This is a genomic window from Verrucosispora sp. CNZ293 (assembly GCF_002754655.1).
The window spans coordinates 5,401,408-5,424,079 of the sequence record NZ_PEFR01000001.1 but is presented as its reverse complement, the minus strand read 5'-3'; the positions used below and the strand labels follow the sequence as shown (position 1 = coordinate 5,424,079).

The window sequence follows — 22,672 nt, the reverse complement described above, 5'->3', positions numbered from 1 at the left end:
CCTCCCGAGAGAGCGCTCTCTTGACACCGGTCCGGGGCGGACCGCAGGCTACGAGAGAGCGCTCTCAGAAACTATTCCACCACCACCCCGACCTGAGAGGGGTCATCAGACAATGGGCACATTCCCGCGTCACCGCCTCGCGGCGGTCGCTCTGGCCGCCACCGGCGTCCTGCTCGTCACCAGCGGCTGCGGCGGCGGCGACGAGGCCGCCGGGGACGGCAAGATAACGCTCACCGTCGACGTCTTCGGGCAGTTCGGCTACGAGCAGCTCTACCAGCAGTACATGGACGCCAACCCGAACGTCAAGATCGTCGAGCGGGGCACCGGCGGCAACCTCGACGAGTACTCGCCGAAGCTGACCCAGTGGCTCGCCGCGGGCAAGGGCGCCGGCGACGTGGTGGCCATCGAAGAGGGCCTGATGGTCGAGTACAAGGCCAACCCGGACAACTTCGTGAACCTGCTCGACCACGGTGCCGCCGATCTCAAGGGCAACTTCCTGGAGTGGAAGTGGAACCAGGGCCTCACCGCCGACGGCCAGAAGCTGATCGGGCTCGGCACCGACGTGGGCGGCATGGCCATGTGCTACCGCACCGACCTGTTCGAGAAGGCGGGCCTGCCGACCGACCGTGAGCAGGTCTCCGCACTCTGGCCGACGTGGGAGGCGTACATCGCCACCGGCGAGAAGTTCAAGGCCGCCAACACCGGTGCGGCGTTCCTGGACGCGGCCACCAACACCTTCAACACGATCGTGCTCCAGACGGCCGGCAACGCGCAGGGCTACCACTACTACGACACCAGCGACAACCTGGTGGTGGACAGCAACCCGGCGGTGAAGCAGGCCTGGGACACCACAATGAACATCATCAACGCCGGCCTGTCGGGCAAGTACGGCTCCTGGTCGGAGGAGTGGGTCTCCGCCTTCAAGCAGGCCAAGTTCGCCACCATCGCCTGCCCCGCCTGGATGACCGGCGTGATCGAGGGCAACGCCGGGCCGGAGGCCAAGGGGAAGTGGGACATCGCCCGGGTGCCGGGCAACGGCGGCAACTGGGGCGGCTCGCACCTGGCCGTGCCTCGGCAGAGCAAGCACCAGGACGAGGCGGTCAAGCTGGCCAAGTTCCTGACCAGCTCCGAGGGCCACATCGGCGCGTTCAAGGCCAAGGGTCCGCTGCCGTCCTCGCCGCAGGCGCTCGACGACCCCGCCATCACCGAGGCCACGAACGCGTACTTCTCCGACGCACCGGTCGGCAAGATCTTCGGTGAGGGCGCGAAGACGCTGAAGCCGGTCTACATGGGCCCGAAGAACCAGGCCGTCCGCACCGAGGTGGAGAACGCGGTCCGCACCGTCGAGCTGGGGCAGCGCAACCCCGAGCAGGGCTGGCAGGACGCGATCAACAACGCCAAAAAGGCCGCCGCCAAGTAACCGGCCCGACGGCCTCATCCCCGCCGCCGGTCCAGGGTCCGCCGCGTCTCGACGCGTACGGCGATCCACCCTGGACCGGCGCGGGGCGGGGGCGTGGAAAGGAGTCAACGGGTCATGGCGTTGCAGCTCGACGCGCGACCGCCGGCAAGACCGGCATCGCGTGCCACCCGCCCGTCCCGGGCCGGCCGGCTGAGCCGGATCGACGCGAAGTACTCGCCCTACCTCTACATCGCCCCGTTCTTCGTGATCTTCGCGATCTTCGGGGCCTGGCCGCTGGCGTACACCTTCTGGGTGTCCCTGCACGACTGGGACCTGCTGGGCAGCGATCCCACCTTCATCGGCGCGGAGAACTACACCCGGCTGCTTGTCGACAGCGACTTCTGGCACTCGGTGGTCAACACCCTCGGCATCTTCGTCCTCAGCACCCTCCCGCAACTGCTCGCCGCGCTCTGGCTGGCGAACCTGCTCAACCGGCAGCTCCGCATGCGGACCGGCTGGCGGATGGCGGTGCTGGTGCCGAACGTCACCTCCACGGCCGCCGTGGCGATCGTGTTCGGGGTGCTGTTCGGTCGCGAGTTCGGCATGGTCAACTGGCTGCTCGACCTGGTCGGCGTCGACGGCATCGAGTGGAAGTCCAACCGGTTCGCCTCCTGGGTCGCCATCTCGACAATGGTCGACTGGCGCTGGACCGGCTACAACGCGCTGATCTTCCTGGCCGCCATGCAGGCCATCCCCCGCGATCTCTACGAGGCGGCGGCGATCGACGGCGCGAACCGGGCCCGACAGTTCTGGACCATCACCGTGCCGCTGCTCAAGCCGACGATCATCTTCTGCGTCATCATCTCCACGATCGGCGGGCTCCAACTGTTCACCGAGCCCCGGCTGTTCCACTCCGGCACCAACGCGATCCGCGGCGGGCCGATGCGCGAGTCGCAGACGATGACCATGTACATGTTCGAGAACGCCTTCGCGCCCTACTACAACTTCGGCTACGGGTCCGCTGTCGCCTGGCTGCTCTTCGCCCTGATCGCCATCGTCGCGGCGATCAACGTACTGATCATCCGCCGGCTCGGCACCGGCGCCCGGCCGGACACCGGCAAGCGGAAGGGAGGCTCCCGATGAGCGAGCGCAGCGAGCGAATCACCCGGCTCAGTGCGGCGGTGGCTCATCGTGACGCCGAGCGCAGCGAGGTGGCGCGATGAGCCGGCTGTGGCGGGCGAGCCCGCTCACGTACTTCGCGCTTGTCGCCGCCGGGGTGCTGTCGGTCTTCCCGATCTACTGGATGTTCGTGGTGGCCAGCCGGTCCAGCGACGCGATGGGTCAATTGCCGCCGCCGGTGACTCCCGGCGGCAACCTGGGTGCGAACATCTCCCGGCTGTTCGCCAACACCGACGCCTACTTCCTGACCGGCCTGATCAACTCGGCGATCGTCGCCGTCGTGGTCACCGCCTCGGTGGTGCTGTTCTCCACCCTGGCCGGGTTCGCCTTCGCCAAGCTGCGCTTCCGGGGCAGCAACGCGCTGCTGATGATCATCATCGCGACGATGATGGTGCCCACCCAGCTCGGCATCATCCCGCTGTACATGCTGATGACGAAGCTGAACCTGAACGACCGGCTGCCGGCCGTGATCATGCCGGCGCTGGTCACCGGGTTCGGGGTGTTCATGATGCGGCAGTACGCCGGGCAGGCGGTCAGCAGCGAGCTGATCGAGGCGGCCCGGGTGGATGGTTGCGGTACCGCCCGCATCTACTGGAATGTGGTGGTGCCGGCACTGCGGCCGGCCGCCGCCGTGCTCGGTCTGCTCACCTTCATGACCACCTGGAACGACTTCCTCTGGCCGTACGCGGTGCTCAACGACCCGGAGAATCCCACAGTGCAGCTATCGTTGCGGGCCCTGTCTGACGGCTACTACCAGGACATGTCCCAGGTCTTCACCGGCACAGCCATCGCCACGCTGCCCCTGCTGCTGGTATTCGTCCTGTTCGGCCGCCAGATCATCGGCGGGATCATGGAAGGTGCGGTCAAGGCGTGACTGAGTTCAAATTTCCGGACAACTTTCTCTGGGGTACGGCCACCGCGGCGTACCAGATCGAGGGCGCGGCCCGCGACGACGGGCGCGGCGAGTCGATCTGGGACACCTTCAGCCGTACCCCCGGCAAGGTGCACGCCGGCCACACCGGTGACGTCGCCTGCGACCACTACCACAGGTACGCCGACGATGTCGCGATGATGGCGGAGCTGGGGTTGCAGGCGTACCGCTTCTCGGTGTCCTGGCCCCGCATCCAGCCCGACGGCAGCGGCCCGGTCAACCCCCGTGGCCTGGACTTCTACGACCGGCTGACGGATGCCCTGCTGGGCCGGGGCATCGACCCGATCATCACGCTGTACCACTGGGACCTGCCGCAGACGTTGCAGGATCGGGGCGGGTGGACCAACCGGGACACCGCCGAGCACTTCGCCACCTACGCCTCCGCCATGTACGCCCGCCTGGGCGACCGGGTCGGCACCTGGACCACGCTCAACGAGCCGTGGTGCTCGGCGTACCTCGGCTACGGCAACGGGGTACACGCGCCCGGCGTGCAGGACCCGGGTGCCGCCTTCAGCGCCGTCCATCACCTGCTGCTCGCCCACGGCCTGGCCGTCCAGGCGCTGCGCGCCGGTGGCGCCGGCCGCGTCGGGGTCACGCTCAATCCCGCCGACGTACGCCCCGCCGACCCGAACAGCGCCGCCGACGCCGCGGCCGCACGCCTGGTCGACGGTCTGCACAACCGGATCTTTCTCGATCCGCTGCTGGTCGGCGGCTACCCGGACGACGTCCGGGAGCATGTCGCGGGGATCGTGGAGCCGACCTTCATCGAGGATGGCGACGAGAAAATCATCGCGGCGCCGATCGACCTGCTGGGGATCAACTACTACGCGCCGACCTACGTCGCCGGGCGGCCGGACGGTGCCGGTGGCGGCGGGGCGTACCCGGGTACCGAGGGTGCTGTGCAGTTCCTGGCACCTGTCGGGCCGCTCACCGACATGGGCTGGATGATCGAACCGGCCGGACTGACCCGGCTGCTGGAACGCATCGCCACCGACTACCCGGCGGTGCCGCTGCTGATCACCGAGAACGGCGCGGCCTTCCCGGACAAGACCGCCGACCCGGCGACCCCCCTGCAGGACTCGGACCGGATCGCCTACCTCGACGGCCACCTGCGCGCCGCGCACGAGGCCATCGCCCGGGGCGTCGACCTGCGCGGCTATCTCGTATGGTCATTGCTTGACAACTTCGAGTGGGCCGAGGGGTACCGTAAGCGATTCGGCATCGTGCACGTCGACTACCTCACTCAGCGGCGTACACCGAAGTCCAGCGCCCGGTGGTACCAGGAGGTGATCTCCCGGAACGGGCTGTGACGAGGTGGTGGTTTCTCCGATGACGGGGGCGCAGCGGCCCACTCTGGAAGCGGTGGCACGACGGGCCGGGGTGTCCCGGGCCACCGTCTCCCGGGTGGTGAACGGCTCGACCACGGTCGCCGAGCCGATCCAGGAGGCGGTCCGCCTGGCGGTCGCCGAGCTGGGGTACGTGCCGAACCTGGCCGCACGCACCCTCGTCACCCAGCGGACCGACTCGATCGCCCTGGTGATGCCGGAGGAGGCCACCCGGGTCTTCTCCGACGACCAGGTCTTCCCGGGGATCATCCGCGGCGCCGCGCAGGAGTTGGAGGCCGCCGACAAGCAACTGGTGCTGATGCTTGCCGGGTCACCGGCCGGGCATGAGCGGGTCGCCCGGTACACCACCGGGCGGCACGTCGACGGTGTGCTCTTCGCCTCGCTGCACGGGGCCGATCCGCTGCCCGCCCGGCTGGCCGCGCTTGGCATCCCGGTGGTGTGCAGCGGCCGGCCGCTCGACGGCGCTGACGTGCCGTACATCGACGTCGACCAGGTCGGCGGGGTGACCCGGGCGGTGCGCCACCTGATCGACAGCGGTCGCCGACGCATCGCCACCATCGCCGGTCCGCAGGACATGGTCGCCGGCATCGAAAGGCTGGCCGGCTACCGGGACACTGTCCTCGCCGCCGGGCTGCCGGAGATGGTGGCGGTGGGCGACTTCACCCGCGAGTCCGGGGCCGCGGCGATGCGTCAACTGCTCGCCGCCCACCCCGACCTGGACGCCGTCTTCGCCGCGTCGGACCTGATGGCGCACGCCGCCCTGCGTACGCTGCGGGAGGCCGGGCGGCGGGTGCCCGAGGACGTGGCGGTGATCGGCTTCGACGACATCGAGACCGCCGCCTACACCGATCCGCCGCTGACCACCGTCCGGCAACCGATCGTGGAACTGGGCCGGCAGGGCACCCGACTGCTGCTCCGCCTCGCCGCCGGGGAACAGGTCGAGCCGGCGCTCATCCTGCCCACCGAGCTGATCATCCGCGAGTCCGCCTGAGCTGCGACGGTTAATCCCGTGGCGATCGGCCCGACCGGCTGGTTAGCCTGCCGCGCATGTCCAATCCGGTACAGCTGCCGCACGTGTCCGCACTCTCCGACGTCGCCGAGTACGCGTACCTGGCCACCGTGGAACCGGCCGCCCGGCTGGTCTTCACCGCGGGCGCCTGCCCGCTGGACAGTACGGGGCGGACCGTCGCACCTGGTGATCACGCGGCTCAGGCCCGGCAGGTGATGGCCAACCTGGAAACCGCGCTGCGGGCCGCTGACGCGGCGCTCACGGACGTCGTCAAGACCACGGTCTATGTGGCGTCGTCCCGGCAGGCGGACCTGGTCACGGTCTGGCAGGTCGTACGGAACGCCTTCGGCGACCACAATCCGCCCAGCACCCTGCTCGGCGTGACCGTGCTCGGCTACCCCGACCAACTCGTCGAGGTCGAGGCGATCGCCGCCGTACCGGCCCACTGACCGCCACCCGAAGGAGGAGCAGTACGAGAGTCACAACGGCTAACCTGCCGCGCATGTCGAACTCCAGAAGGCGGCCAACCGCGCTGATTCGTCCCGCGCACCCGGACCACGCGCCAGCGGTGGTGGCGCTGCGTACGCTCGTGTTTCCGTTCCTGGTCCGCGGGGTCGCGTCCACCCGGCAGCTGATCTCGACGCCACCAGCCGGACAGCACTGGCGCGGTTTCGTCGCCGAGGTCGACAGCCAGGTCGTCGGCTGGGTGTCGGCGTCCCGCAACACCAACACCAGCGCGGCCGTCGGCGAGGTGTCACTGCTGCACGTGCACCCCGACCAGCGGCGACGCGGAATCGGCGGCGCGCTGCTGGCCAGGGCGATCGAGCATCTCGCTCCGCTCGGCCTGGCCCGGCTCCGTGGGCGTGCACTGCCGGAGGCGCTGCCGTTCGCCCGCCGGCACGGCTTCACCCCGAGCCGGCAGGAGCACTTCTCGGCCCTGGAACTGCCCGCACCACCGCCGCTGCCGGCGGCCCCCGGTGGCGTCCGACTGGTCCCGCTGGCCGAGGTCGACCCCCGCCGGGTCCACCGGGTCGACACGCTGGCCTGTGTCGACGAACCTGGGGACGTGCCCTCCGACGCCATCGGATATGCCACCTGGTGCGCCGACACCTGGGACAACGTCGGACTGGACCGGCAGGCCAGCATGGGCGCCGAGATCGATGGCGAGTTGGTGTCGATAAGTCTGGTGAAGCGCGACGGCGAGCGGATGTGGTCGGACTACACCGCGACCGTGCCGGATTTTCGTGGCCGGGGGTTGGCTCGGTTGGTGAAGCTGGCCGCGCTGCACCGGGCGGCGGCGCGCGGGGTCACGATCGCCTACACCGGGAACGACGCGGCGAACGCGGCGATGCTGGCGGTCAACAACCGGCTCGGCTACCGGCCGGTGGCCACCCAGTGGTCCTGCGTGCGCGAGCTACCACCGCACTAGCTCTCCGCGTACACCCGTTCGGCGATCGCGTGGGTGTCGGTGCCGAACAACACCAGCCGGGCCGCGGTGAGGTTCGTCGGCGTCGCCGAGCGCAGCACCGACAGGGCCTGACGAACGGCGTCCTCGACCGGCCAACCGTAGACCCCGGCGGAGATCAGCGGAAAGGCGATGGTGGTCGCGCCCAACTCGTCGGCGACCGAGAGACTGTTGGCGTAGCAGCCGCGCAGCAGTGCCGAACGGTCCTCGGTGTCCGACCAGACCGGGCCGACCGTGTGCACCACCCACCGGGCCGGCAGGTCACCGGCGGTGGTGGCGACCGCCTGCCCGGTCGGCAGGCCCCGCCCGTAGCGGGAGGCGCGTAGCGCGCGGCATTCGGCGAGGATCGCCGGCCCGCCCCGGCGGTGGATCGCGCCGTCGACTCCCCCGCCGCCCAGCAACGACGAGTTCGCCGCGTTGACCACCACGTCCACCTGCTCGGCGGTGATGTCTCCCGCTACCAGGGTGATGTCCATGTCAGCCCTCCGTGATGGGTTGGCCGAGTGAGCGGCGGGCCAGCAGGGTGGCACCGGCCACCGCGGCCGGCATCAGCAGTACCGCGCCGAGTGGGATCAGGAAGCACACGAAGACCGCGACTCCGAAGCCGAGTGAGGTGGCTCGGTCCACTTTGAGCGCCGCGCGGCGGTCCGGCAGTCGCTTGCCGCGCCGGGAGAAGGGCGCGCCGACAAGTTCCACGGCGAGCAGCCAACCGCCCACCGCCGCACCGATGACCGGCACCACGGTCTGGCCGACAAGCGGAATGAACCCGGCGGCGAACAACGGCACGCCGAACAACGCGGCCAGGGCGACAAGACGGAGCGAGTCGGCGGCGCTGCGCCGCAGCGACGGCCAGAACGGCACCTCGATCGCGTCCGGCGTGCCGCCGTAGCGCTGCTCCACCCGCTCGGAGATCTTCTCGTAGAACGGGTCGCCGACGGCCAGGGTGACAGCGGTGAAGGTGAGGACGGTGAGCAGGCCGCCGAGGCCGAGGAAGGCCAGGCCGGCGATCACCCGGGCCATGCTCCGGGCCGTCGTGGGCCAGTCGTCGGCGAACGGGGTGGCCGCGGCGGCCAGGTCGTCGACGAAGAAGACCAGCAGAGCGTACGCGGACACGAAGATCGCCCCGGAGAGCAGCGCCGGGATGACGCCGAGCAGCATCAGGCCCGGGTTGCGTACGTACAGACCGACGCCCCGCAGCAGCAGCGTGGCCCCGCTGACGAAGCGGCGGCCCGTGCCCACGGCGGTGGAGGGAATCTCGGATGCGTGCACGTCCAGGAGCGTAGTCACTCGTCGGCGCATCCACCGGTTGACGGATCGCCGGAATCAACCGGAGCTGACGAAGATCACCTACAGCCGGTCGATTCGCCGCCGGCCTGCGTTCGCGACCCTTGATTCCTACCCGAGAACCCGACGGCGAGAGGCGGTGGCCATGCCGGTCATCGAGGTGGCCAGCCTGCACAAGCGGTACGGCGGGACAGTGGCGGTCGCGGACGTGTCCTTCAGCGTCGAGGCCGGCGAGATCTTCGGCGTACTCGGACCGAACGGCGCCGGCAAGACCACCACTGTGGAGTGCGTCGCCGGGCTGCGCGTCCCAGACGGGGGCGGGGTGTCGGTCCTCGGGCTCGACCCCCGCCGGGACGCCGCCCGGCTGCGCCAACAGGTCGGGGTGCAGCTTCAGGAGAGCCAACTGCCCGACCGGCTCCGGGTCGCCGAGGCGTTGGAGCTCTACGCCTCGTTCTACCGCGACCCCGCCGACCCGGCGCAACTCATCGACGAGCTGGGCCTCGACAGTAAGCGGAACACACCGTACGACAAGCTCTCCGGCGGCCAGAAGCAGCGCCTCTCCGTCGCGCTGGCGCTTGTCGGTAACCCGCAGATCGCGATCCTGGACGAGTTGACCACCGGGTTGGACCCGCAGGCCCGCCGGGACACCTGGGATCTGATCGAGCGGGTCCGGGGCCGCGGCGTGACCATCCTGCTGGTCACCCACTTCATGGAGGAGGCCGAGCGGCTCTGCGACCGCCTCGCCGTGATCGACAAGGGCCGGGTGGTGGCCCTGGACAGCCCGGCCGGACTGGTCTCGGCAGTGGTACCCGAGCAGCGCGTCCGGTTCCGGCCGTCCGCACCACTCGACGACCGGCTGCTGACCGATCTGCCGCAGGTCTCCGCTGTGACCCGCAGCGGCAGCCAGGTCGTGGTGACAGGCACCGACGACATGCTGCACGCGGTCACCTCGGTGCTCGCCCGCCACCAGATCATCGCCGCCGACCTACGGCTGGAACAGGCCACGCTCGACGACGCGTTCGTCGAGCTGACCGGGCGCCGGCTCGCCGACTGAGGGGAACTCAATGCACGCCTTCGGCCAGATCCTCAAGACTGAGGCGAAGCTGCACCTGCGGGACATCCCGACAATGGTGCTCACCGTCGCCCTGCCCACCCTGATCCTGGTGGTGCTCGGGCTGATTCCCACGCTGCGCGAGCCCAGCCCGGACCTCGACAACAAGTCCTTCGTCACGTACTTCACCCCGTCGCTGCTGGTGGTCACGCTGGCGATGGTCTCGGTGAACGCGTTGCCCACGGTGCTGGCCACCTACCGGGAGCGCGGCATTCTCCGCCGGCTGGCCACCACACCTGCGAGTCCGCTGGCGTTGCTGGCCGCCCAGCTCGTGCTGGCCCTGGTGGGCATCCTGGCCAGCGCGGTGCTCCTCGCGGTGGTCGCCCGGGTCGCGTTCGGCACCCCGCTGCCGCAGCATCCGCTGGGGTTCGCGGCGGCGCTGGTCCTGGGTACGGCTGCGCTGCTCGCGGTGGGGCTGCTGGTGGCGGCCGTCGCGCCCACCGCCAAGTCGGCCCAGGCGCTGGCGGTACCGGTGTTCATGCTGATCATGTTCTTCGGTGGGGTGTACCTGCCCCGGTTCCTGCTGCCCGATTTCCTGGCCGACGTGGGCGCCTACACGCCGCCCGGCGTCCAGGCACTGCTCGACGCCTGGACCGGCACCGCACCGCACCCGCTGCACCTGGGGATAATGGCGGTCATCGCCGTGGCGGCCGGCGCCGCAGCGGCGAAGCTGTTCCGCTGGGAGTGAACGAGCGGTGAGCGGGGACGGGATGACCAGCTGCGAAGGCGACCGGACGGTCGGCCTCGCCGGAGACAGGACCGGCGACGACGATCGGCTGGCCGACTGGCGGGCGCGGGAGGCGCGTCTGCAGCGGGTGCTGCCGTACTGCGGACTGCTCGTGGGGTCGCTGTTGGCCACCTTCGCGCCGGCACCCGGCGGCCTGCCGCTGGCGCCCACGCTCGTCGTCGCCGGCGCATCCGCCGCGTGGATCGCCTGGTTCCACACCCTGCACCCACAGTGGCAGGAGCGGCGCAGGTTGATGGCCGGCTACTACGTCGGCCTGCTCACCTTCGCCGCTGTCCTGGTGTGTTCGAGCCCGTGGTACGGATTCTTCGCCTGGATCGGGTTCCTGCACGCCTTCGCCCTGCTCAGCGGAGGGTGGCGGTTCGTCGGGATGGGCTGCACCGCCGTGCTGGTCGCCACCGCCCAGGGCGGCGGCCTGCCCCGGTCGTGGTCGCACTTCACGCTGTGGCTGGTGCTTGTGCTGTTCAACCTGGTGGTGGCCGGCGCGGTGAGCTGGCTGAGCTACGTGGGCGAACGGGAGGAGGCGAAGCGCAAGCGGCTGGTGGCGGAACTCGCCGCGGCCAACCAGCAACTCGCCGAGACGGTACGGGAGAACGAAGGGCTGCACGCCCAGCTCATCACCCAGGCTCGCGAGGCCGGCGTACTTGACGAGCGGCAGCGGATGGCACAGGAGATCCACGACACGCTGGCGCAGGGGCTGACCGGCATCATCACCCAACTGGAGGCGGCCGAGCAGACCCGCGACCGCTCGGCCGACTGGCGTCGGCACGTCGACAATGCCCTGGCGCTGGCCCGGGAGAGCCTCACCGAAGCCCGCCGGTCGGTCCGGGCGTTGCGCCCCGAGCCCCTGGAGACGGCCCGCCTTCCCGACGCGCTCTCCGAGCTGGGGGAGCGCTGGTCGGCCCTGCACGGGGTGGCGGCCAACGTCAACACGACTGGGACGCCCCGGCCGCTGCACCCGGAGATCGAGGTGACGTTGCTGCGGGCCGCGCAGGAGGCGCTGAGCAATGTGGCCCGGCACGCCGCCGCGTCGCGGGTCGGGCTGACCCTGTCGTACATGTCGGACGTGGTCACCCTGGATGTCCGTGACGACGGCTCGGGGTTCGACGTGACCGACCGGTCGGCAACGCCGGACCAGGACGGAAGCTACGGCCTGACCGCGATGCGGCAGCGGGTGACCCGGGTCGGTGGCCAACTGGCAGTCGAGTCCGAACCGGGTGCCGGCACCGCCGTCTCGGCCTCGGTGCCGGCCCTGCCCGGAGCCGCCGCATGACCGCCCCGGTACGCCTGCTCATCGTCGACGATCATCCGGTGGTGCGGGACGGGCTGCGGGGCATGTTCGCCGGTGACCCCGGGTTCGAGGTGGTGGGCGAGGCGGCGGACGGCGCGGAGGCCCTGACCATGGTCGCCCGTCACCGCCCCGACGTGGTGCTGATGGACCTGCGGATGCCGGGGATGGACGGGGTGACCGCGATCGGCCACCTCGTCGCGGCCGGCAGCCCGGTGAAGGTGCTGGTGCTCACCACGTACGACACCGACGCGGACGTGCTGCCGGCGGTCGAGGCCGGCGCCACCGGTTACCTGCTCAAGGACGCGCCCCGCGACGAACTGGTGCGGGCGGTACGGGCCGCCGCCCGGGGCGAGTCGGTGCTCTCGCCAAGCGTGGCCGGCCGGCTGATGGGTCGCCTGCGGACGCCACGCCAGCCGGCCGAGGAACCGCTGAGCCAGCGCGAGTTGGAGGTGCTCACCCTGGTGGCCCGTGGCTCGTCGAACCGCGAGGCCGCCGCGCGCCTGTTCATCAGCGAGGCCACGGTCAAGACCCACCTGCTGCACGTCTACGCCAAGCTCGGGGTCAACGACCGGGCTGCCGCCGTGGCCGTCGCGTACGACAGGGGTTTGTTGACCCCCGGCGGACGGTGACCGGCGGTGCGCGCGTCGCGGTTGCTGTCGCTGCTGCTGTTGCTCCAGTCCCGTGAGGCGATGACGGCGACCGAGCTGGCCCGTGAGCTGGAGGTCTCCGAGCGAACGGTCTACCGGGACGTGCTGGCGCTCTCCGCCGCCGGGGTGCCGGTCTACGCCGACCGGGGGCGGGCCGGTGGCTACCGGCTGCTCGGCGGCTACCGGACCCGGCTGACCGGGATGACCCGGGACGAGGCGGAGGCGTTGTTCCTCGCCGGGCTGCCCGGCCCGGCCGGTGACATGGGACTTGCCGACGCGGTGGCGGCGGCGCAGCTCAAGGTGCTCGCCGCGCTGCCGCCGAGCCTGCGCGACGCACCGGCCCGCACCGGCCAGCGGTTCCACCTGGACGTGCCCGGCTGGTACCACCACCAGAACGCCCCGCCGTCGTGGCTCACCGAACTGGCCGACGCGGTCTGGCGGGACCGGGTGGTGACACTGCGCTACCGGCGCGGGGAGCACGAGGTCACCCGCCGGGTCTGCCCGTACGGCCTGGTCCTCAAGAGCGGGACCTGGTATCTCGTCGGCCGGGTCGGCGAGGACGTCCGCACCTACCGGGTGGACCGGGTCACCTCTGTCGAACAGCACGAGGAGGGCTTCGACCGGGAGCCGGACTTCGACCTGGCCGCCCACTGGCAACGACAGGCCACCTCGTTCCTGCGGAGCATGCTGCGGGCCGAGGTGACGCTCCGGCTGAGCCCCGCCGGCCTGCGCCGGCTCCGGCACCTGATCGACACCCCCTTCGGGTACGACGAGGCGGTCGCCGCCGCGACCGGGCCCGACGAACAGGGCTGGTCGACGATCCGGCTACCCGTCGAGTCCGAGGAGGTGGCGTACGCCCAGGTGCTCGGGCTCGGCCCGGAGGTGGAGGTGCTCGATCCGCCCGAGTTGCGGGCGCGGCTGGCCGAGGCGGCGGCCCGGACCGCCGCCCACTACGCCGCTGATCGTCGGCCGCAGGCCGGCGAAGGCGGCCAGCCGTGAGCCGCCTACCAGCGAGGACAGCGACGGTGCGCCGCCGACCGGCGTGCACAGCCAACCGGCGTGCCCAACCGGCCGGCGTGCCCAAACCGATCGGCGTGCCCGACCGGCCGCCGTGCCCGACCGATCGGCGGCCGACGGTCAGCGGTAGCCGGTGACGTCGGCGGGGCGACCGGCGTCGACCACCTCGCTGATGTACCGGAAGGCGTCCGGCTGGCTGCCGTCGACGTCGGTGAAGCCGTACACCTTTGCCAGTGCCCCGGCGGAGACCGACTGGCCACTCCAGCGTGCCCGGTCCGGGTCGGCGGCGAGCGCGGCGACCGCTCGGCCGACGAAGGCCGGGGTCTCCGAGATGAGGAAGTGCGGATCCTTTGCCGCGCCGTCGCGCCAGTTGGCCTCGGTCACACCGAAGTGCTCAAGCATCGCTTCGGACCGCAGCCAGCCCGGGCTGAGCGCGACCGCCGTGCCGTCGTACGGCTTGAGTTCATGCGCCCAGCTGAAGGCGAGCCGGTTGACCGAGGTCTTGGCCAGGTCGTAGAAGACCGAGAGCCGATAGTTGTCGTCGTTGTACGCCTTCGTGCCGTCCCCGATCTCCACCACCAGTCCACCGGGCCGACGGATCAGCAGCGGCAGCGCGAAGTGACTGGTGATCACATGCGTGTCGACCGCCAGCCGCAGCGTCCGGAAACCGGCGTCGAGCGGCTGCTCCCAGACCGGCTTCTCCCAGGTGATCAGCGGATCTGCCCCCCACACGTCGTTCACCAGCACGTCGAGCCGCCCCTGCTCGGCGTCGATCCGCTCGACGAGGGCCCGCACCTCGTCGGGCACCAGGTGGTCGGTCCGGACCGCGATGCCGGTGCCGCCGGCAGCGGTGACCAGTTCGGCGGTCTCCTCGATGGTCTCCGGGCGGTCGAGTTCGGAGCGGCCGGCGCGGCTGCTGCGGCCGGTCGCGTACACGGTGGCCCCCGCCGCGCCCAGTTGCACGGCGATCTGCCGGCCGGCACCCCGCGTCGCCCCGGCGACCAGCGCCACCCGCCCAGTCAACGATGTCGTCATGCCCGCCACGTTGCCAGCAATACCTGACACCCGGCGTCAGATTTCCCGACGATCCGCTGCGTGATCTGCCGGCGAAATCGCGACAGCCGCCGCCCGCGACCTCCGGCATCCAGGGCCTCTCCGCGCGCCTGACACGCCAAGACGCCGTATTCCGTGACCGAGCACGCCCGTGACCGAGCACGGGTGTGCCTCGGCGCGGGTGTCAGTCGGCGAGGCGGATGCGGACCCGGCGGTTGGCCCGTCCCTTGCTCTCCACCTTGACCACCCGCACCTTGCCGATCTGCGCCGTCGACGCGACATGGGTGCCGCCGTCGGCCTGCACGTCCAGCCCCACGATGTCGACGATGCGGACCTCCACCTCGTCGGGCGGGATCAGGTTCGACTGGGTACGGATGATGTCCGGCAGCGCCAGCGCCTCCTCGCGCGGCAGCACCCGGGTGGCGACCGAGCGGTCCGCCGCCACCTCGGCGTTCACCAACTCCTCGATGCGGGTCTTGAAGTCGGCAGGCACCTCGGGCAGGTTGAAGTCCATCCGGGCCTCGCCGGGTTCCATGTTGCCGCCGGTGACCAGCGCGCCGAAGTCGCGGAACACCACGCCGCAGAGCACGTGCAGACCGGAATGGGTACGCATCAGGCGGCTGCGCCGCTCGTCCTCCACCGCACCGGTGACCATGGTGCCGACCGGCGGCAGCGGGTCACCCTCGGCCGGGATCAGCCACAGGTCGTCGCCCTTGCGGGTGCCGACGATCCGGGTCTGCACCCCCTGCCACAGCAGTACGCCGTGGTCCGGTGGCTGGCCGCCGCCACCCGGGTAGAACGCCGAACGGTCCAACACCACGCCCTGCTCCGGGTCGGCGTGCAGAACTGTGCACTCCCACTCCCGCAGGGTCGGATCGGCGAGATCGAGTCGGTGCGTACGGCCGTGGTGTGTGACGCCCATGACAGGGCAGGCTACCCGTTGAGGAAGTCCGAGATCCGCCCGCGCAGGTCGGCGCGTTCCGTCCAGAGCACACCGGGACGGTCGTACCGGTGCAGGGTCGCCCGGGGCAGCACGGCGGCGAGCTGCTCGGCCACCTCCACCGGGTGCAGGTCGTCGCCCTCGGCCGCGATCACCAGCGCCGGCGCGGTCACCCGGGCGAGCACGCTGGCGTCGGGCAGTGGAGCCTGCTCCGGCAGGTCGACCAGCCCGGCGGCGAGTCCGTCACGCAGCAGATGGTCGAGCCGCTGCCGCAGGTAGGCCCAGCCGGCCGGGGTGTTGCGTACGGCCGGTGGCAGCTCGGTGGAGACGACCTCCGCCGCCGCTGAGGCGTCCCCGCTCTCCACCGCCGACAGCAGTTCGGTCAGCCGCGCCCGGGCGACGTTTCCGCGTGGCCGGTCGAGCGCGGCAGGAAGGAAGAAGACGAGCCGCTCGAACCGTTCCGGGCTCTCGGCGAGCAGGCGACAGAGCGCACCCGCGCCCAGGCTGGCTCCGAAGGCGCGCGTCGCGCCGCTGAGATCGGCGACCGCCCGCAGGTCACGGGCCAGATCGAGATAGCTCCACGGGCCCTCGGGCGCGTCGGAACGGCCGTGGCCACGGAACTGGAAGAAGACCCGACGACCGGTGACACCGCTGCCGAAGGGTCGGGTGGTGGCGATGCCGTTGGCCAGCCCGTGCGCGAAGACGGTGACCGGGTCACCGACACCTGTCACCAACCGCTCCAGCCGTACGCCGTGTGGGGTGGCGACCAGTTCGGTTTCCGGATCGGGCAACGGCGGCCGGCCGGTACGCGGAGCACCCGGACCGGGACCCCAAGTGCGTGGTCCCCCGTCCGGTGGTGGTGGCCAGCGGAAGGATCTCACCAGGACCCTCTGTTGTCGCCCAGGTCGCGTAGTCCGACCCGGACGTCGAGCAGGTAGATAAGCGCCGCGGCCACGCCGATCAGCCCGAAGATGCTGAGGGTGGAGCGGGTGAGGAGAGTGAGCAGGAGGGTGACCGCCAGGATCGCGATCCAGCCGCCCTTCGGCAGGGTGCCGATGGCCGGGAAGGCATCGGAGCGCTGCGTCACGGCGTGCACGAGAGCCACCCCCTGCACGATCAGTGCGAAGACGAACAGGATCAGCTCGATCACGAAGCGGACGTCGAAGACGAAGATCGGCGCGGCGTTGGCCATGACGGCAAGCTTATGCCGGCGACCCCGGGTCCGTGGCGACAGGACTGTCCGGGATCGCCGGCTGGTGACTCACTGGCTCCGCTTGGTGCCCCGGGGCAGCTTCGCCGACGGGCCGTCGGTCCGCTTGGTGGCGGTCTGCCGGGTGGTCGACTTCGCCCGGGTGGCCCGCTTCGCGGCAGCCGGCTTGGCCTCCACGATCTCGGCCACCTCGGCCGGGCTCGGCACCTCGGCGGTCGCGGCCTTCTTGACGGTGCCGGCCTTCTTCACGGCCGCCGTCGGCTCGGCGGGGACGGCCGGCGTGGTGGCTACGGTCGGCGTGGTGGCCTCGACCGGCATGGTGGCCTCGGTCGCCTCGATGTCGGCGTTCACCGTGTCGGCGGCCTCCAGCACGCCGGTGCCGACAACCCGCTCACCCCGGGCCACCAGCGCACCGTACGCGGCCAACGCCCGCATCTGGGCGGCCTGGGCACCGGCAACGACGACTGCCGCGTTGCGGGTGGCCATCTCGCGCAGCCGGTCCAGGTCGGCCGCTTCCCGCAGCTTGGCCAGGTCGGCCGTCTCGCGGAGCTTGTTCAGGTCAGCGGCCTCGCGGAGCTTGGCCAGGTCGGCGTGCTCGCGGAGCTTGGCCAGGTCTGCCGGTGGGGCTGCCTTCTGCCGCAGCGACTCGGCCGTCCGGTTGGCGTTACGCAGCGTGTCGTTCGCCTTCTGGCGCAGCTCGAAGCCGGTGACGACGGCCTTGCCGCCGAGCTCGTTGACGACCCGTCCGCCGTCGGCGACGACACGGTCACGCAGCTCACCGACCACGGTGGGCAGTTTGCGCAGCTGCTGCAGGGCCAGCTCACCGGCGCCGGCCGCGGCGTAGATCGGGGCAGGGATGCGATTGGTCTTCGGCTGGGTCATGACTACTTCTCCTCCTGGGCCGCGGTCGCGGTCTTGCGGACCACCTTGCGGGCGGCCTTCCTGGCTGGGGTGCTGTTCGGCGCGGGAGCGGTACCCGCCTCGGTCACCGCGACCGACTCGAGCACCGCTTCGGTCGGGGTGCCCGCCGCGGTGGTGGGTCCGGTCGCGGCCAGATTGGCCACGTCGGGGGCGGTGACGTCATTCGCGTCGGAACTGCCGGCCGCATCGCTCGCGGCGAATCCGCCGGTTTCGCCGCTCGCGGCCGGGGTGTCGGTCTCGCCGGTCGCACCGCTCATCGTGGCGGTCGCTTCGGCCAGCCGGGCATTCTCCCGGCGGAATGTCTCGTAGATCTGAGTCAGGGACTGTTTCTGGGCCATCGTCAGGTCCGCGTCGACCGCGATGGCGGCCAGCACACCCTGGCCCTCCTTGTCGTCGAGCAGCCCGGCCCGCAGGTACATCGCCGGAGTGGAGACCCGCAACGCGCTGGCGAGCTGCTGGAGCACCTCGGCGCTCGGGCGGCGCAGGCCGCGCTCGATCTGGCTGAGATAGGGGTTACTGACCCCCGCCTGGTCGGCCAGTTGCCGGAGCGAAATCTTCGCGTTCCGCCGCAGGTCACGAATGAACCCGCCGACGTCGGGAAGGTCCTTGGGAGTGGCCATGACTCAACGCTAGCCCGCGCTGCTAGCAGCTGCAAGCAAAGTGCTAGCCAGAGTTAGCGACGTCTCATTACCAGCTTGCGAACCTCTCGCGCCCGGTCGTACCGTCCTGCGGTGACCAAGATCCAGGTTAATGGAGCCCTGCTGGCGTACGACGAGGCCGGCACCGGTTCGCCTGTCGTACTGCTGCACGCGGGTATCGCCGACCGCCGCATGTGGCGCGACCAGATCGCGCCGCTCGCGACCCGGCACCGGGTGATCGCCCTCGACCTGCGCGGCTACGGGGAGTCCGAGCTGCCGCCGAGCGCCTTCGCCCACCACGACGACGTGGTCGGCCTGCTCGACGCCCTCGGGTTGGCCAGCGCCGCACTTGTCGGCTGCTCCTTCGGCGGGGCGGTGGCGATCGACACCGCGCTCGCCCACCCGCACCGGGTGAGCGCGCTCGCCCTGCTCGGTACCGCGGTTTCCGGTCACGAATGGTCGGAGCAGACGAACGACCTGTGGGAGAACCTGGTCGGCGACGTCGACCCGGAGGACTTCGCCGCTACGGCCGCGGGTGAGGTGCGGTTCTGGGTGGTCGGCCCGGAACGTGAGCCGGCGGACCTGGACCCGGAGCTGATCGCCTTCGCCACCGAGATGGACGAACGCGCACTCGCCGCCGAACTGGCGCTCAGCGCCGTGGACGTGGCCGAACTCGACCCGCCGGCCATCGGGCGGCTCGCCGAGCTGACCATGCCCGTACTGGTCGCGGCCGGCGCGGCCGACGTACCCGACATCCGCCACCTGGCCGATCGCATCGCGGCCGAGGCACCACACGCGGCACGCCTACCCGACATACCGAACGCCGCCCACCTGTTCCCCCTGGAACACCCCACCCAGACCACCTCCGCCCTCCTCACCTTCCTCCCCTGACACCCACCCCCATCCCGTCGATCTTGCACTTCCGGTCGCCGAAATGCCCGGTCCGACCAGGTTCGCGGGGACGAAAAGTGCAAGATCGCGGGGGTGGGGTGGGTGGGGGGTGGGGTTACCAGAGGGGGCGGGTGGCGCCTACGGGGAGGGTGGCGCCGAAGATCGGCAGCTCGGCGAACTCGGTCAGGACCGGGGCGTCGACGCCGAGCCGGCGCAGGGCCGAGACCAGGACCGGCATCCGGGCGCGGCCAGCACCGTCGTCGATTTTGAGCGCCACGGCACCGACGCCGGGCAGAGCCGTGGCGATGACACCCTCCGCGCCGATCTTCGCCAACAGCCCGGGTACGCCCCGCATCAGTCGGGTGTCGTCCGCCTGCGTACCGCCGACCACCTCGGGGTGGGCCCGCATCGCGTCGGCCACCTTCCCCGCCCCGGTGTCGGCGTCGGCGGCGACCAACCGCAGGTACGCCGTGGCCAGTCCGGTCAACGACGCGGACAGCACCGGGGCACCACAGCCGTCCACGCCGACCGCCACCGCCTCCTCGCCGGTGAACTCCTCCACGGTGTCGCGCAGCGACCGCTGGAGCGGGTGGTCGGCGCGCCAGTAGCCGTCCACGGGCCAACCGGCGGAGCGGCAGGTCAGCAGCATTCCGGCGTGCTTGCCGGAACAGTTCATCTGGAGCCGGGTCGGCCCGCCCCCGGCCCGCAGCACCGCCATCCGCGCCTCGTCGCCCGCCGGCAGGTCCGGTGGGCAGTGCAGGGCGTCCTCGTCGAACCCGGCATCCGCGAGCAGCCCGGCGACCCGGGCCAGGTGGAATTCCTCCCCGGCGTGACTGGCCGCGACGATGGCCAGCTCGGCGGGCTCGGTGAGCGACAGGCCGGCACGGAGCATCCCGACCGCCTGCATCGGCTTGTTCGACGAACGGGGGAAGATCGGCGAGGTGACGTCCCCCGCGCTGGCCAGGGGCGCGCCGGTGCTGTCGAGCACCACCACCGACCCACGGTGCACACCCTCCACGAAGCCGGACCGGACCACCTCGGCGAGCGGTACGCCGCCCTCGTACGTCTTTCCCACGACGTGGACGGTACCGAGGCATCGGCCCGCGCTCACGCGGGGGTGAGCAGGGAGTCCACCTCCGGGGGTAAAGAACGCCGGGCGACTGGTGCCTTACAGGCCGAGCAGTTCACGGGCCTCGGCGGTGGTCAGCGGCGGACGCTGCGCGAGCTGGGCAAAGCCGACCGCACGCGCGACCAGCTGCATGTTCGACTCCACCGGACGGCCCTTGGCGTAGGTGACCGTGTCCTCCATCCCGACCCGCAGGTGTCCGCCGGCCGAGAGCGCGGCGAGCAGCACCGGAAGGCTGGTGCGGCCGATGCCGGTCGCCGAGAAGGTGGTGCCCTCGGGCAGATCCCGGAGCATCTGCTGAGCCGCGACGAGCGTCGCTGTGGTGCCCGGCATGCCACCCGGCACGCCCATCACGAAGTCGACGTGGACGTGGCCGCCGTGCGGCAGGCCGTACTTCCCCAACAGTCGCTGGAGTGCGCTGAGGTGGCCGAGATCGAAGATCTCGTACTCCGGCACGATGCCCCGTTCCTGCATCCGGGTGTGCAGGTCGACGATGAACTCCCAGCGGTTGAGGAAGACCTCGTCGCCGAAGTTGACGGTCCCCATGGTGCAGGAGGCCATGTCCGGTCCCGCGTCCAGCACAGCGAGGCGGTCGGCCTCCGGGTCGGTGACCGCACCCCCGGTGGACAGCTGCACGATCAGGCCGGTGCCCTCGCGGAGCGCCGCCACGGTCGCGCGGAGCCGCCCCTGGTCCAGGGTCGGCCGGGCCGCGTCGTCCCGGATGTGCACGTGGATCACGGAGGCACCCAGCGCTTCGCACTCCTTGGCGGTGAGCAGCAGCTCGTCGAGGGTCACCGGCAGCGCCGGCACCTCGGTCTTCGCCGACTCCGCGCCGGTGGGGGCAACCGTGATCAACGTCCCTGTCGTCATGCCGGCGATCTTAGAACGCGCCGGTCGCCGACGGTGTCGGTGGCTACGACGGGTCGATGGCGGCGGCGCTGTCGCCGACGCGGAGGGCGGCGTCGTCGGGCACCGAACGCTTGACCACCGCGAGCGCGACCTGACCCAGCTCGTGGTGCAGCACCGCCGTGCCGACGAAGCCGACGGTACGGCCGTCAAGCGTCACCGGGGTACCGGCGACCGGCAGTTGGTCGGTGGACACCCCGTCGAGGTGCAGCAGCACCAACCGGCGCGGCGGACGGCCCATGTTGTGCACCCGGGCGACCGTCTCCTGCCCCCGGTAGCAGCCCTTGTCGAGGTGCACGGCCGGGGCGATCAGGTTCACCTCGGCGGGGATCGTCCGGTGGTCGGTGTCGACGCCGACCCGGGCCCGCCGGGCGGCCACCCGCACCGCCTCGTACGCCCACAGACCGACCGGCGGCACCCCGTTGTCACGCAGCCGCGCGACAACCTGGTCCATCGCGGGCCGGGGCACCAGCAGGTCCACCCCGAGCGGACCGCGCCGGGCCCACCCACCCTGCGGCAGCGGCTGTACGTCGTAGCGGGCGGTCGGGCGGGGCGGCAGCTCCCCCGACCGGAACTTCGGGCCGGGCAGGCCCACCACGTCCGGCTCGGCGAGCGGTGGCACGTCGAGCAGGGCCACCGCCTCGGCGGTCTTCGGGCCGACAAGCGACAGCAGCGCGTGCTCGGCGGTGGCGTCACGCGGGTCGACCTGGCTGAAGAAGCGCATCTTCTCCAGATATGTCAACAGCCCGGCGGTCGCCCCCGGCTCGGTGTCGAGCCAGGTGGTGTCGCCGTCCTCGGCCACCATGGCGTGCTGCTCGACATGGCCGTGCGGCGACAGCACGAGCAGTTCCGTGCCCTGCCCGGGGCTCAACTCGGCCAGGTGCTGGGTGGTGAGGGTGTGCAGCCAGGAGATGCGCTCCGCACCCGGCACCGCGATGACGCCCCGGTGGGACCGGTCAACCAGGCCGACCTCGGTGTCGAGCTGACGCTGCTCGCGCAGCGGGTCGCCGTAGTGCGCGGCCACGCCCCGCACGCCGGCTGCGGCGTGCGCCGGCTCCGGCTGGTCCCGACTGGCCTCGTCGATGCTCTCCACGGCCACCGCGCCGGCAATGTCGATCATGCCTGTTCCCCGTTTCCGCACCGCGCGCAGAGGCCGAAGAAGGAGACGTGGCCGATGTCCACCCGGAAGCCCCGTTCCCCGGCCAACTGGTCGGAGAGCGGACGCATCAGTTCTGGATCCATCTCGTCGATCGCGCCGCACTCGCGGCAGACCAGGTGTACGTGCTGGTCCTCTCCGGCGGCGTGGTAGGTCGGCGACCCGTGCGAGAGGTGGGTGTGGGTGACCAGGCCGAGCCGCTCCAGCAGCTCCAGCGTGCGGTAGATGGTGGTGATGTTGACCCCGGCGGCCACCTCGCGTACTGCGGTGTGCACCTGCTCAGGGGTGGCGTGCCCAAGGTCCAGCACCGCCTGGAGGATCAGCTGTCGTTGCGCCGTCAGCCGCAGCCCACGGGCGCGGAGCAGTTCCGCGAGGGAGGATTCGGACACCCACCGATCATAGTTCGG

General features: G+C 71.2%; 25 protein-coding genes. 13 read left to right on the top strand and 12 right to left on the bottom strand.

Annotated features, from left to right (window positions below):
- Positions 1–112 precede the first annotated feature (112 nt).
- The 7 genes from CLT74_RS24740 (at position 113) to CLT74_RS24710 (ending at position 7,293) form a co-directional block, all read left to right on the top strand.
- Positions 113–1,420 (top strand): extracellular solute-binding protein, encoded by a 1,308-nt coding sequence (locus CLT74_RS24740; protein ID WP_099849353.1) that lies wholly within the window; start codon positions 113–115, stop codon positions 1,418–1,420.
- 114 nt (positions 1,421–1,534) lie between these two features.
- A complete protein-coding gene (locus tag CLT74_RS24735) occupies positions 1,535–2,542 on the top strand; it encodes a carbohydrate ABC transporter permease (protein ID WP_099849351.1) in 1,008 nt (335 codons plus the stop codon).
- A 76-nt stretch (positions 2,543–2,618) separates the two neighbouring features.
- Positions 2,619–3,452 (top strand): carbohydrate ABC transporter permease, encoded by an 834-nt coding sequence (locus tag CLT74_RS24730; protein ID WP_099849347.1) that lies wholly within the window; start codon positions 2,619–2,621, stop codon positions 3,450–3,452.
- Entirely contained in the window at positions 3,449–4,819 is a 1,371-nt protein-coding gene (locus CLT74_RS24725; RefSeq protein ID WP_099849345.1) for a GH1 family beta-glucosidase, read from the top strand. The genes CLT74_RS24730 and CLT74_RS24725 overlap by 4 nt, the downstream gene beginning before the upstream one ends.
- A gap of 19 nt (positions 4,820–4,838) precedes the next feature.
- Complete coding sequence (locus tag CLT74_RS24720) at positions 4,839–5,846, top strand: LacI family DNA-binding transcriptional regulator (protein ID WP_099849342.1); 1,008 nt, start codon at positions 4,839–4,841, stop codon at positions 5,844–5,846.
- A 56-nt stretch (positions 5,847–5,902) separates the two neighbouring features.
- Positions 5,903–6,313 (top strand): RidA family protein, encoded by a 411-nt coding sequence (locus tag CLT74_RS24715; protein WP_099849340.1) that lies wholly within the window; start codon positions 5,903–5,905, stop codon positions 6,311–6,313.
- 53 nt (positions 6,314–6,366) lie between these two features.
- A complete protein-coding gene (locus CLT74_RS24710; RefSeq protein ID WP_099849338.1) occupies positions 6,367–7,293 on the top strand; it encodes a GNAT family N-acetyltransferase in 927 nt (308 codons plus the stop codon).
- Here CLT74_RS24710 and CLT74_RS24705 read toward each other — a convergent pair.
- A complete protein-coding gene (locus CLT74_RS24705; protein ID WP_099849335.1) occupies positions 7,290–7,805 on the bottom strand; it encodes an O-acetyl-ADP-ribose deacetylase in 516 nt (171 codons plus the stop codon). The genes CLT74_RS24710 and CLT74_RS24705 overlap by 4 nt on opposite strands.
- Position 7,806: 1 nt before the next feature.
- Positions 7,807–8,628 (bottom strand): EI24 domain-containing protein, encoded by an 822-nt coding sequence (locus CLT74_RS24700; protein WP_486582562.1) that lies wholly within the window; start codon positions 8,626–8,628, stop codon positions 7,807–7,809.
- Positions 8,629–8,758: 130 nt separating this feature from the next.
- Between CLT74_RS24700 and CLT74_RS24695 the strand changes: the two genes are divergently transcribed.
- The 5 genes from CLT74_RS24695 to CLT74_RS24675 are packed head-to-tail and all read left to right on the top strand — an operon-like array spanning position 8,759 to position 13,406.
- Complete coding sequence (locus CLT74_RS24695) at positions 8,759–9,667, top strand: ABC transporter ATP-binding protein (RefSeq protein ID WP_099852834.1); 909 nt, start codon at positions 8,759–8,761, stop codon at positions 9,665–9,667.
- Between the two features lie 10 nt (positions 9,668–9,677).
- Positions 9,678–10,412, top strand: coding sequence for an ABC transporter permease (locus CLT74_RS24690; RefSeq protein WP_099849331.1), 735 nt, complete (start codon positions 9,678–9,680; stop codon positions 10,410–10,412).
- Between the two features lie 22 nt (positions 10,413–10,434).
- Positions 10,435–11,742, top strand: a complete 1,308-nt coding sequence (locus CLT74_RS24685; protein ID WP_099849329.1) for a sensor histidine kinase — start codon at positions 10,435–10,437, stop codon at positions 11,740–11,742.
- Positions 11,739–12,389, top strand: coding sequence for a response regulator transcription factor (locus tag CLT74_RS24680; RefSeq protein WP_099849326.1), 651 nt, complete (start codon positions 11,739–11,741; stop codon positions 12,387–12,389). The genes CLT74_RS24685 and CLT74_RS24680 overlap by 4 nt, the downstream gene beginning before the upstream one ends.
- Before the next feature lie 6 nt (positions 12,390–12,395).
- The gene (locus CLT74_RS24675) at positions 12,396–13,406 is read left to right on the top strand and encodes a WYL domain-containing protein (RefSeq protein ID WP_099849319.1); all 1,011 of its coding nucleotides are present in this window, start codon (positions 12,396–12,398) and stop codon (positions 13,404–13,406) included.
- Positions 13,407–13,544: 138 nt separating this feature from the next.
- Here the strand turns inward: CLT74_RS24675 and CLT74_RS24670 are convergent, their stop codons facing one another.
- From CLT74_RS24670 to CLT74_RS24645, 6 genes are all read right to left on the bottom strand, one after another.
- Entirely contained in the window at positions 13,545–14,459 is a 915-nt protein-coding gene (locus tag CLT74_RS24670; protein WP_099849317.1) for an SDR family oxidoreductase, read from the bottom strand.
- A 202-nt stretch (positions 14,460–14,661) separates the two neighbouring features.
- On the bottom strand, positions 14,662–15,399 hold the full coding sequence (locus CLT74_RS24665) for an alanyl-tRNA editing protein (protein ID WP_099849314.1): 738 nt from the start codon (positions 15,397–15,399) through the stop codon (positions 14,662–14,664).
- Positions 15,400–15,410: 11 nt separating this feature from the next.
- Positions 15,411–16,298 (bottom strand): alpha/beta fold hydrolase, encoded by an 888-nt coding sequence (locus tag CLT74_RS24660; protein ID WP_099849312.1) that lies wholly within the window; start codon positions 16,296–16,298, stop codon positions 15,411–15,413.
- Complete coding sequence (locus CLT74_RS24655) at positions 16,295–16,609, bottom strand: DUF2516 family protein (protein ID WP_099849309.1); 315 nt, start codon at positions 16,607–16,609, stop codon at positions 16,295–16,297. Before CLT74_RS24655 ends, CLT74_RS24660 begins: the two co-directional genes overlap by 4 nt.
- Before the next feature lie 69 nt (positions 16,610–16,678).
- A complete protein-coding gene (locus tag CLT74_RS24650; RefSeq protein ID WP_099849306.1) occupies positions 16,679–17,509 on the bottom strand; it encodes a hypothetical protein in 831 nt (276 codons plus the stop codon).
- Positions 17,510–17,511: 2 nt separating this feature from the next.
- Positions 17,512–18,168: a helix-turn-helix domain-containing protein gene (locus CLT74_RS24645; protein ID WP_099849303.1), complete on the bottom strand. Its 657-nt coding sequence runs from the start codon at positions 18,166–18,168 to the stop codon at positions 17,512–17,514.
- 111 nt (positions 18,169–18,279) lie between these two features.
- Here CLT74_RS24645 and CLT74_RS24640 point away from each other — a divergent pair, with 111 nt between their 5' ends.
- On the top strand, positions 18,280–19,077 hold the full coding sequence (locus tag CLT74_RS24640) for an alpha/beta fold hydrolase (RefSeq protein ID WP_099849300.1): 798 nt from the start codon (positions 18,280–18,282) through the stop codon (positions 19,075–19,077).
- Between the two features lie 115 nt (positions 19,078–19,192).
- On the opposite strand, the gene CLT74_RS24635 is transcribed toward CLT74_RS24640, so the two are convergent.
- The 4 genes from CLT74_RS24635 to CLT74_RS24620 form a co-directional block, all read right to left on the bottom strand.
- Positions 19,193–20,152: an asparaginase gene (locus CLT74_RS24635; protein WP_099849298.1), complete on the bottom strand. Its 960-nt coding sequence runs from the start codon at positions 20,150–20,152 to the stop codon at positions 19,193–19,195.
- A 93-nt stretch (positions 20,153–20,245) separates the two neighbouring features.
- Positions 20,246–21,073, bottom strand: coding sequence for a beta-keto acid cleavage family enzyme (locus tag CLT74_RS24630; protein WP_099849295.1), 828 nt, complete (start codon positions 21,071–21,073; stop codon positions 20,246–20,248).
- Positions 21,074–21,116: 43 nt separating this feature from the next.
- Complete coding sequence (gene ygfZ, locus CLT74_RS24625) at positions 21,117–22,229, bottom strand: CAF17-like 4Fe-4S cluster assembly/insertion protein YgfZ (RefSeq protein ID WP_099849293.1); 1,113 nt, start codon at positions 22,227–22,229, stop codon at positions 21,117–21,119.
- Positions 22,226–22,654: a Fur family transcriptional regulator gene (locus tag CLT74_RS24620; protein WP_099852831.1), complete on the bottom strand. Its 429-nt coding sequence runs from the start codon at positions 22,652–22,654 to the stop codon at positions 22,226–22,228. Before CLT74_RS24620 ends, ygfZ begins: the two co-directional genes overlap by 4 nt.
- Positions 22,655–22,672 lie beyond the last annotated feature (18 nt).

Excerpts from the sequence above, each read along its gene's own strand:
- CLT74_RS24700 (WP_486582562.1), bottom strand. The coding sequence starts at position 8,628 with ATGCGCCGACGAGTGACTACGCTCCTGGACGTGCACGCATCCGAGATT.
- CLT74_RS24655 (WP_099849309.1), bottom strand. The coding sequence starts at position 16,609 with ATGGCCAACGCCGCGCCGATCTTCGTCTTCGACGTCCGCTTCGTGATC.
- CLT74_RS24650 (WP_099849306.1), bottom strand. The coding sequence starts at position 17,509 with ATGACCCAGCCGAAGACCAATCGCATCCCTGCCCCGATCTACGCCGCG.
- CLT74_RS24710 (WP_099849338.1), top strand. The coding sequence starts at position 6,367 with ATGTCGAACTCCAGAAGGCGGCCAACCGCGCTGATTCGTCCCGCGCAC.
- CLT74_RS24645 (WP_099849303.1), bottom strand. The coding sequence starts at position 18,168 with ATGGCCACTCCCAAGGACCTTCCCGACGTCGGCGGGTTCATTCGTGAC.
- CLT74_RS24720 (WP_099849342.1), top strand. The coding sequence starts at position 4,839 with ATGACGGGGGCGCAGCGGCCCACTCTGGAAGCGGTGGCACGACGGGCC.
- ygfZ (WP_099849293.1), bottom strand. The coding sequence starts at position 22,229 with ATGATCGACATTGCCGGCGCGGTGGCCGTGGAGAGCATCGACGAGGCC.
- CLT74_RS24740 (WP_099849353.1), top strand. The coding sequence starts at position 113 with ATGGGCACATTCCCGCGTCACCGCCTCGCGGCGGTCGCTCTGGCCGCC.
- CLT74_RS24670 (WP_099849317.1), bottom strand. The coding sequence starts at position 14,459 with ATGACGACATCGTTGACTGGGCGGGTGGCGCTGGTCGCCGGGGCGACG.
- CLT74_RS24735 (WP_099849351.1), top strand. The coding sequence starts at position 1,535 with ATGGCGTTGCAGCTCGACGCGCGACCGCCGGCAAGACCGGCATCGCGT.
- CLT74_RS24695 (WP_099852834.1), top strand. The coding sequence starts at position 8,759 with ATGCCGGTCATCGAGGTGGCCAGCCTGCACAAGCGGTACGGCGGGACA.
- CLT74_RS24685 (WP_099849329.1), top strand. The coding sequence starts at position 10,435 with ATGACCAGCTGCGAAGGCGACCGGACGGTCGGCCTCGCCGGAGACAGG.
- CLT74_RS24705 (WP_099849335.1), bottom strand. The coding sequence starts at position 7,805 with ATGGACATCACCCTGGTAGCGGGAGACATCACCGCCGAGCAGGTGGAC.
- CLT74_RS24690 (WP_099849331.1), top strand. The coding sequence starts at position 9,678 with ATGCACGCCTTCGGCCAGATCCTCAAGACTGAGGCGAAGCTGCACCTG.
- CLT74_RS24680 (WP_099849326.1), top strand. The coding sequence starts at position 11,739 with ATGACCGCCCCGGTACGCCTGCTCATCGTCGACGATCATCCGGTGGTG.
- CLT74_RS24665 (WP_099849314.1), bottom strand. The coding sequence starts at position 15,399 with ATGGGCGTCACACACCACGGCCGTACGCACCGACTCGATCTCGCCGAT.
- CLT74_RS24630 (WP_099849295.1), bottom strand. The coding sequence starts at position 21,073 with ATGACGACAGGGACGTTGATCACGGTTGCCCCCACCGGCGCGGAGTCG.
- CLT74_RS24730 (WP_099849347.1), top strand. The coding sequence starts at position 2,619 with ATGAGCCGGCTGTGGCGGGCGAGCCCGCTCACGTACTTCGCGCTTGTC.
- CLT74_RS24715 (WP_099849340.1), top strand. The coding sequence starts at position 5,903 with ATGTCCAATCCGGTACAGCTGCCGCACGTGTCCGCACTCTCCGACGTC.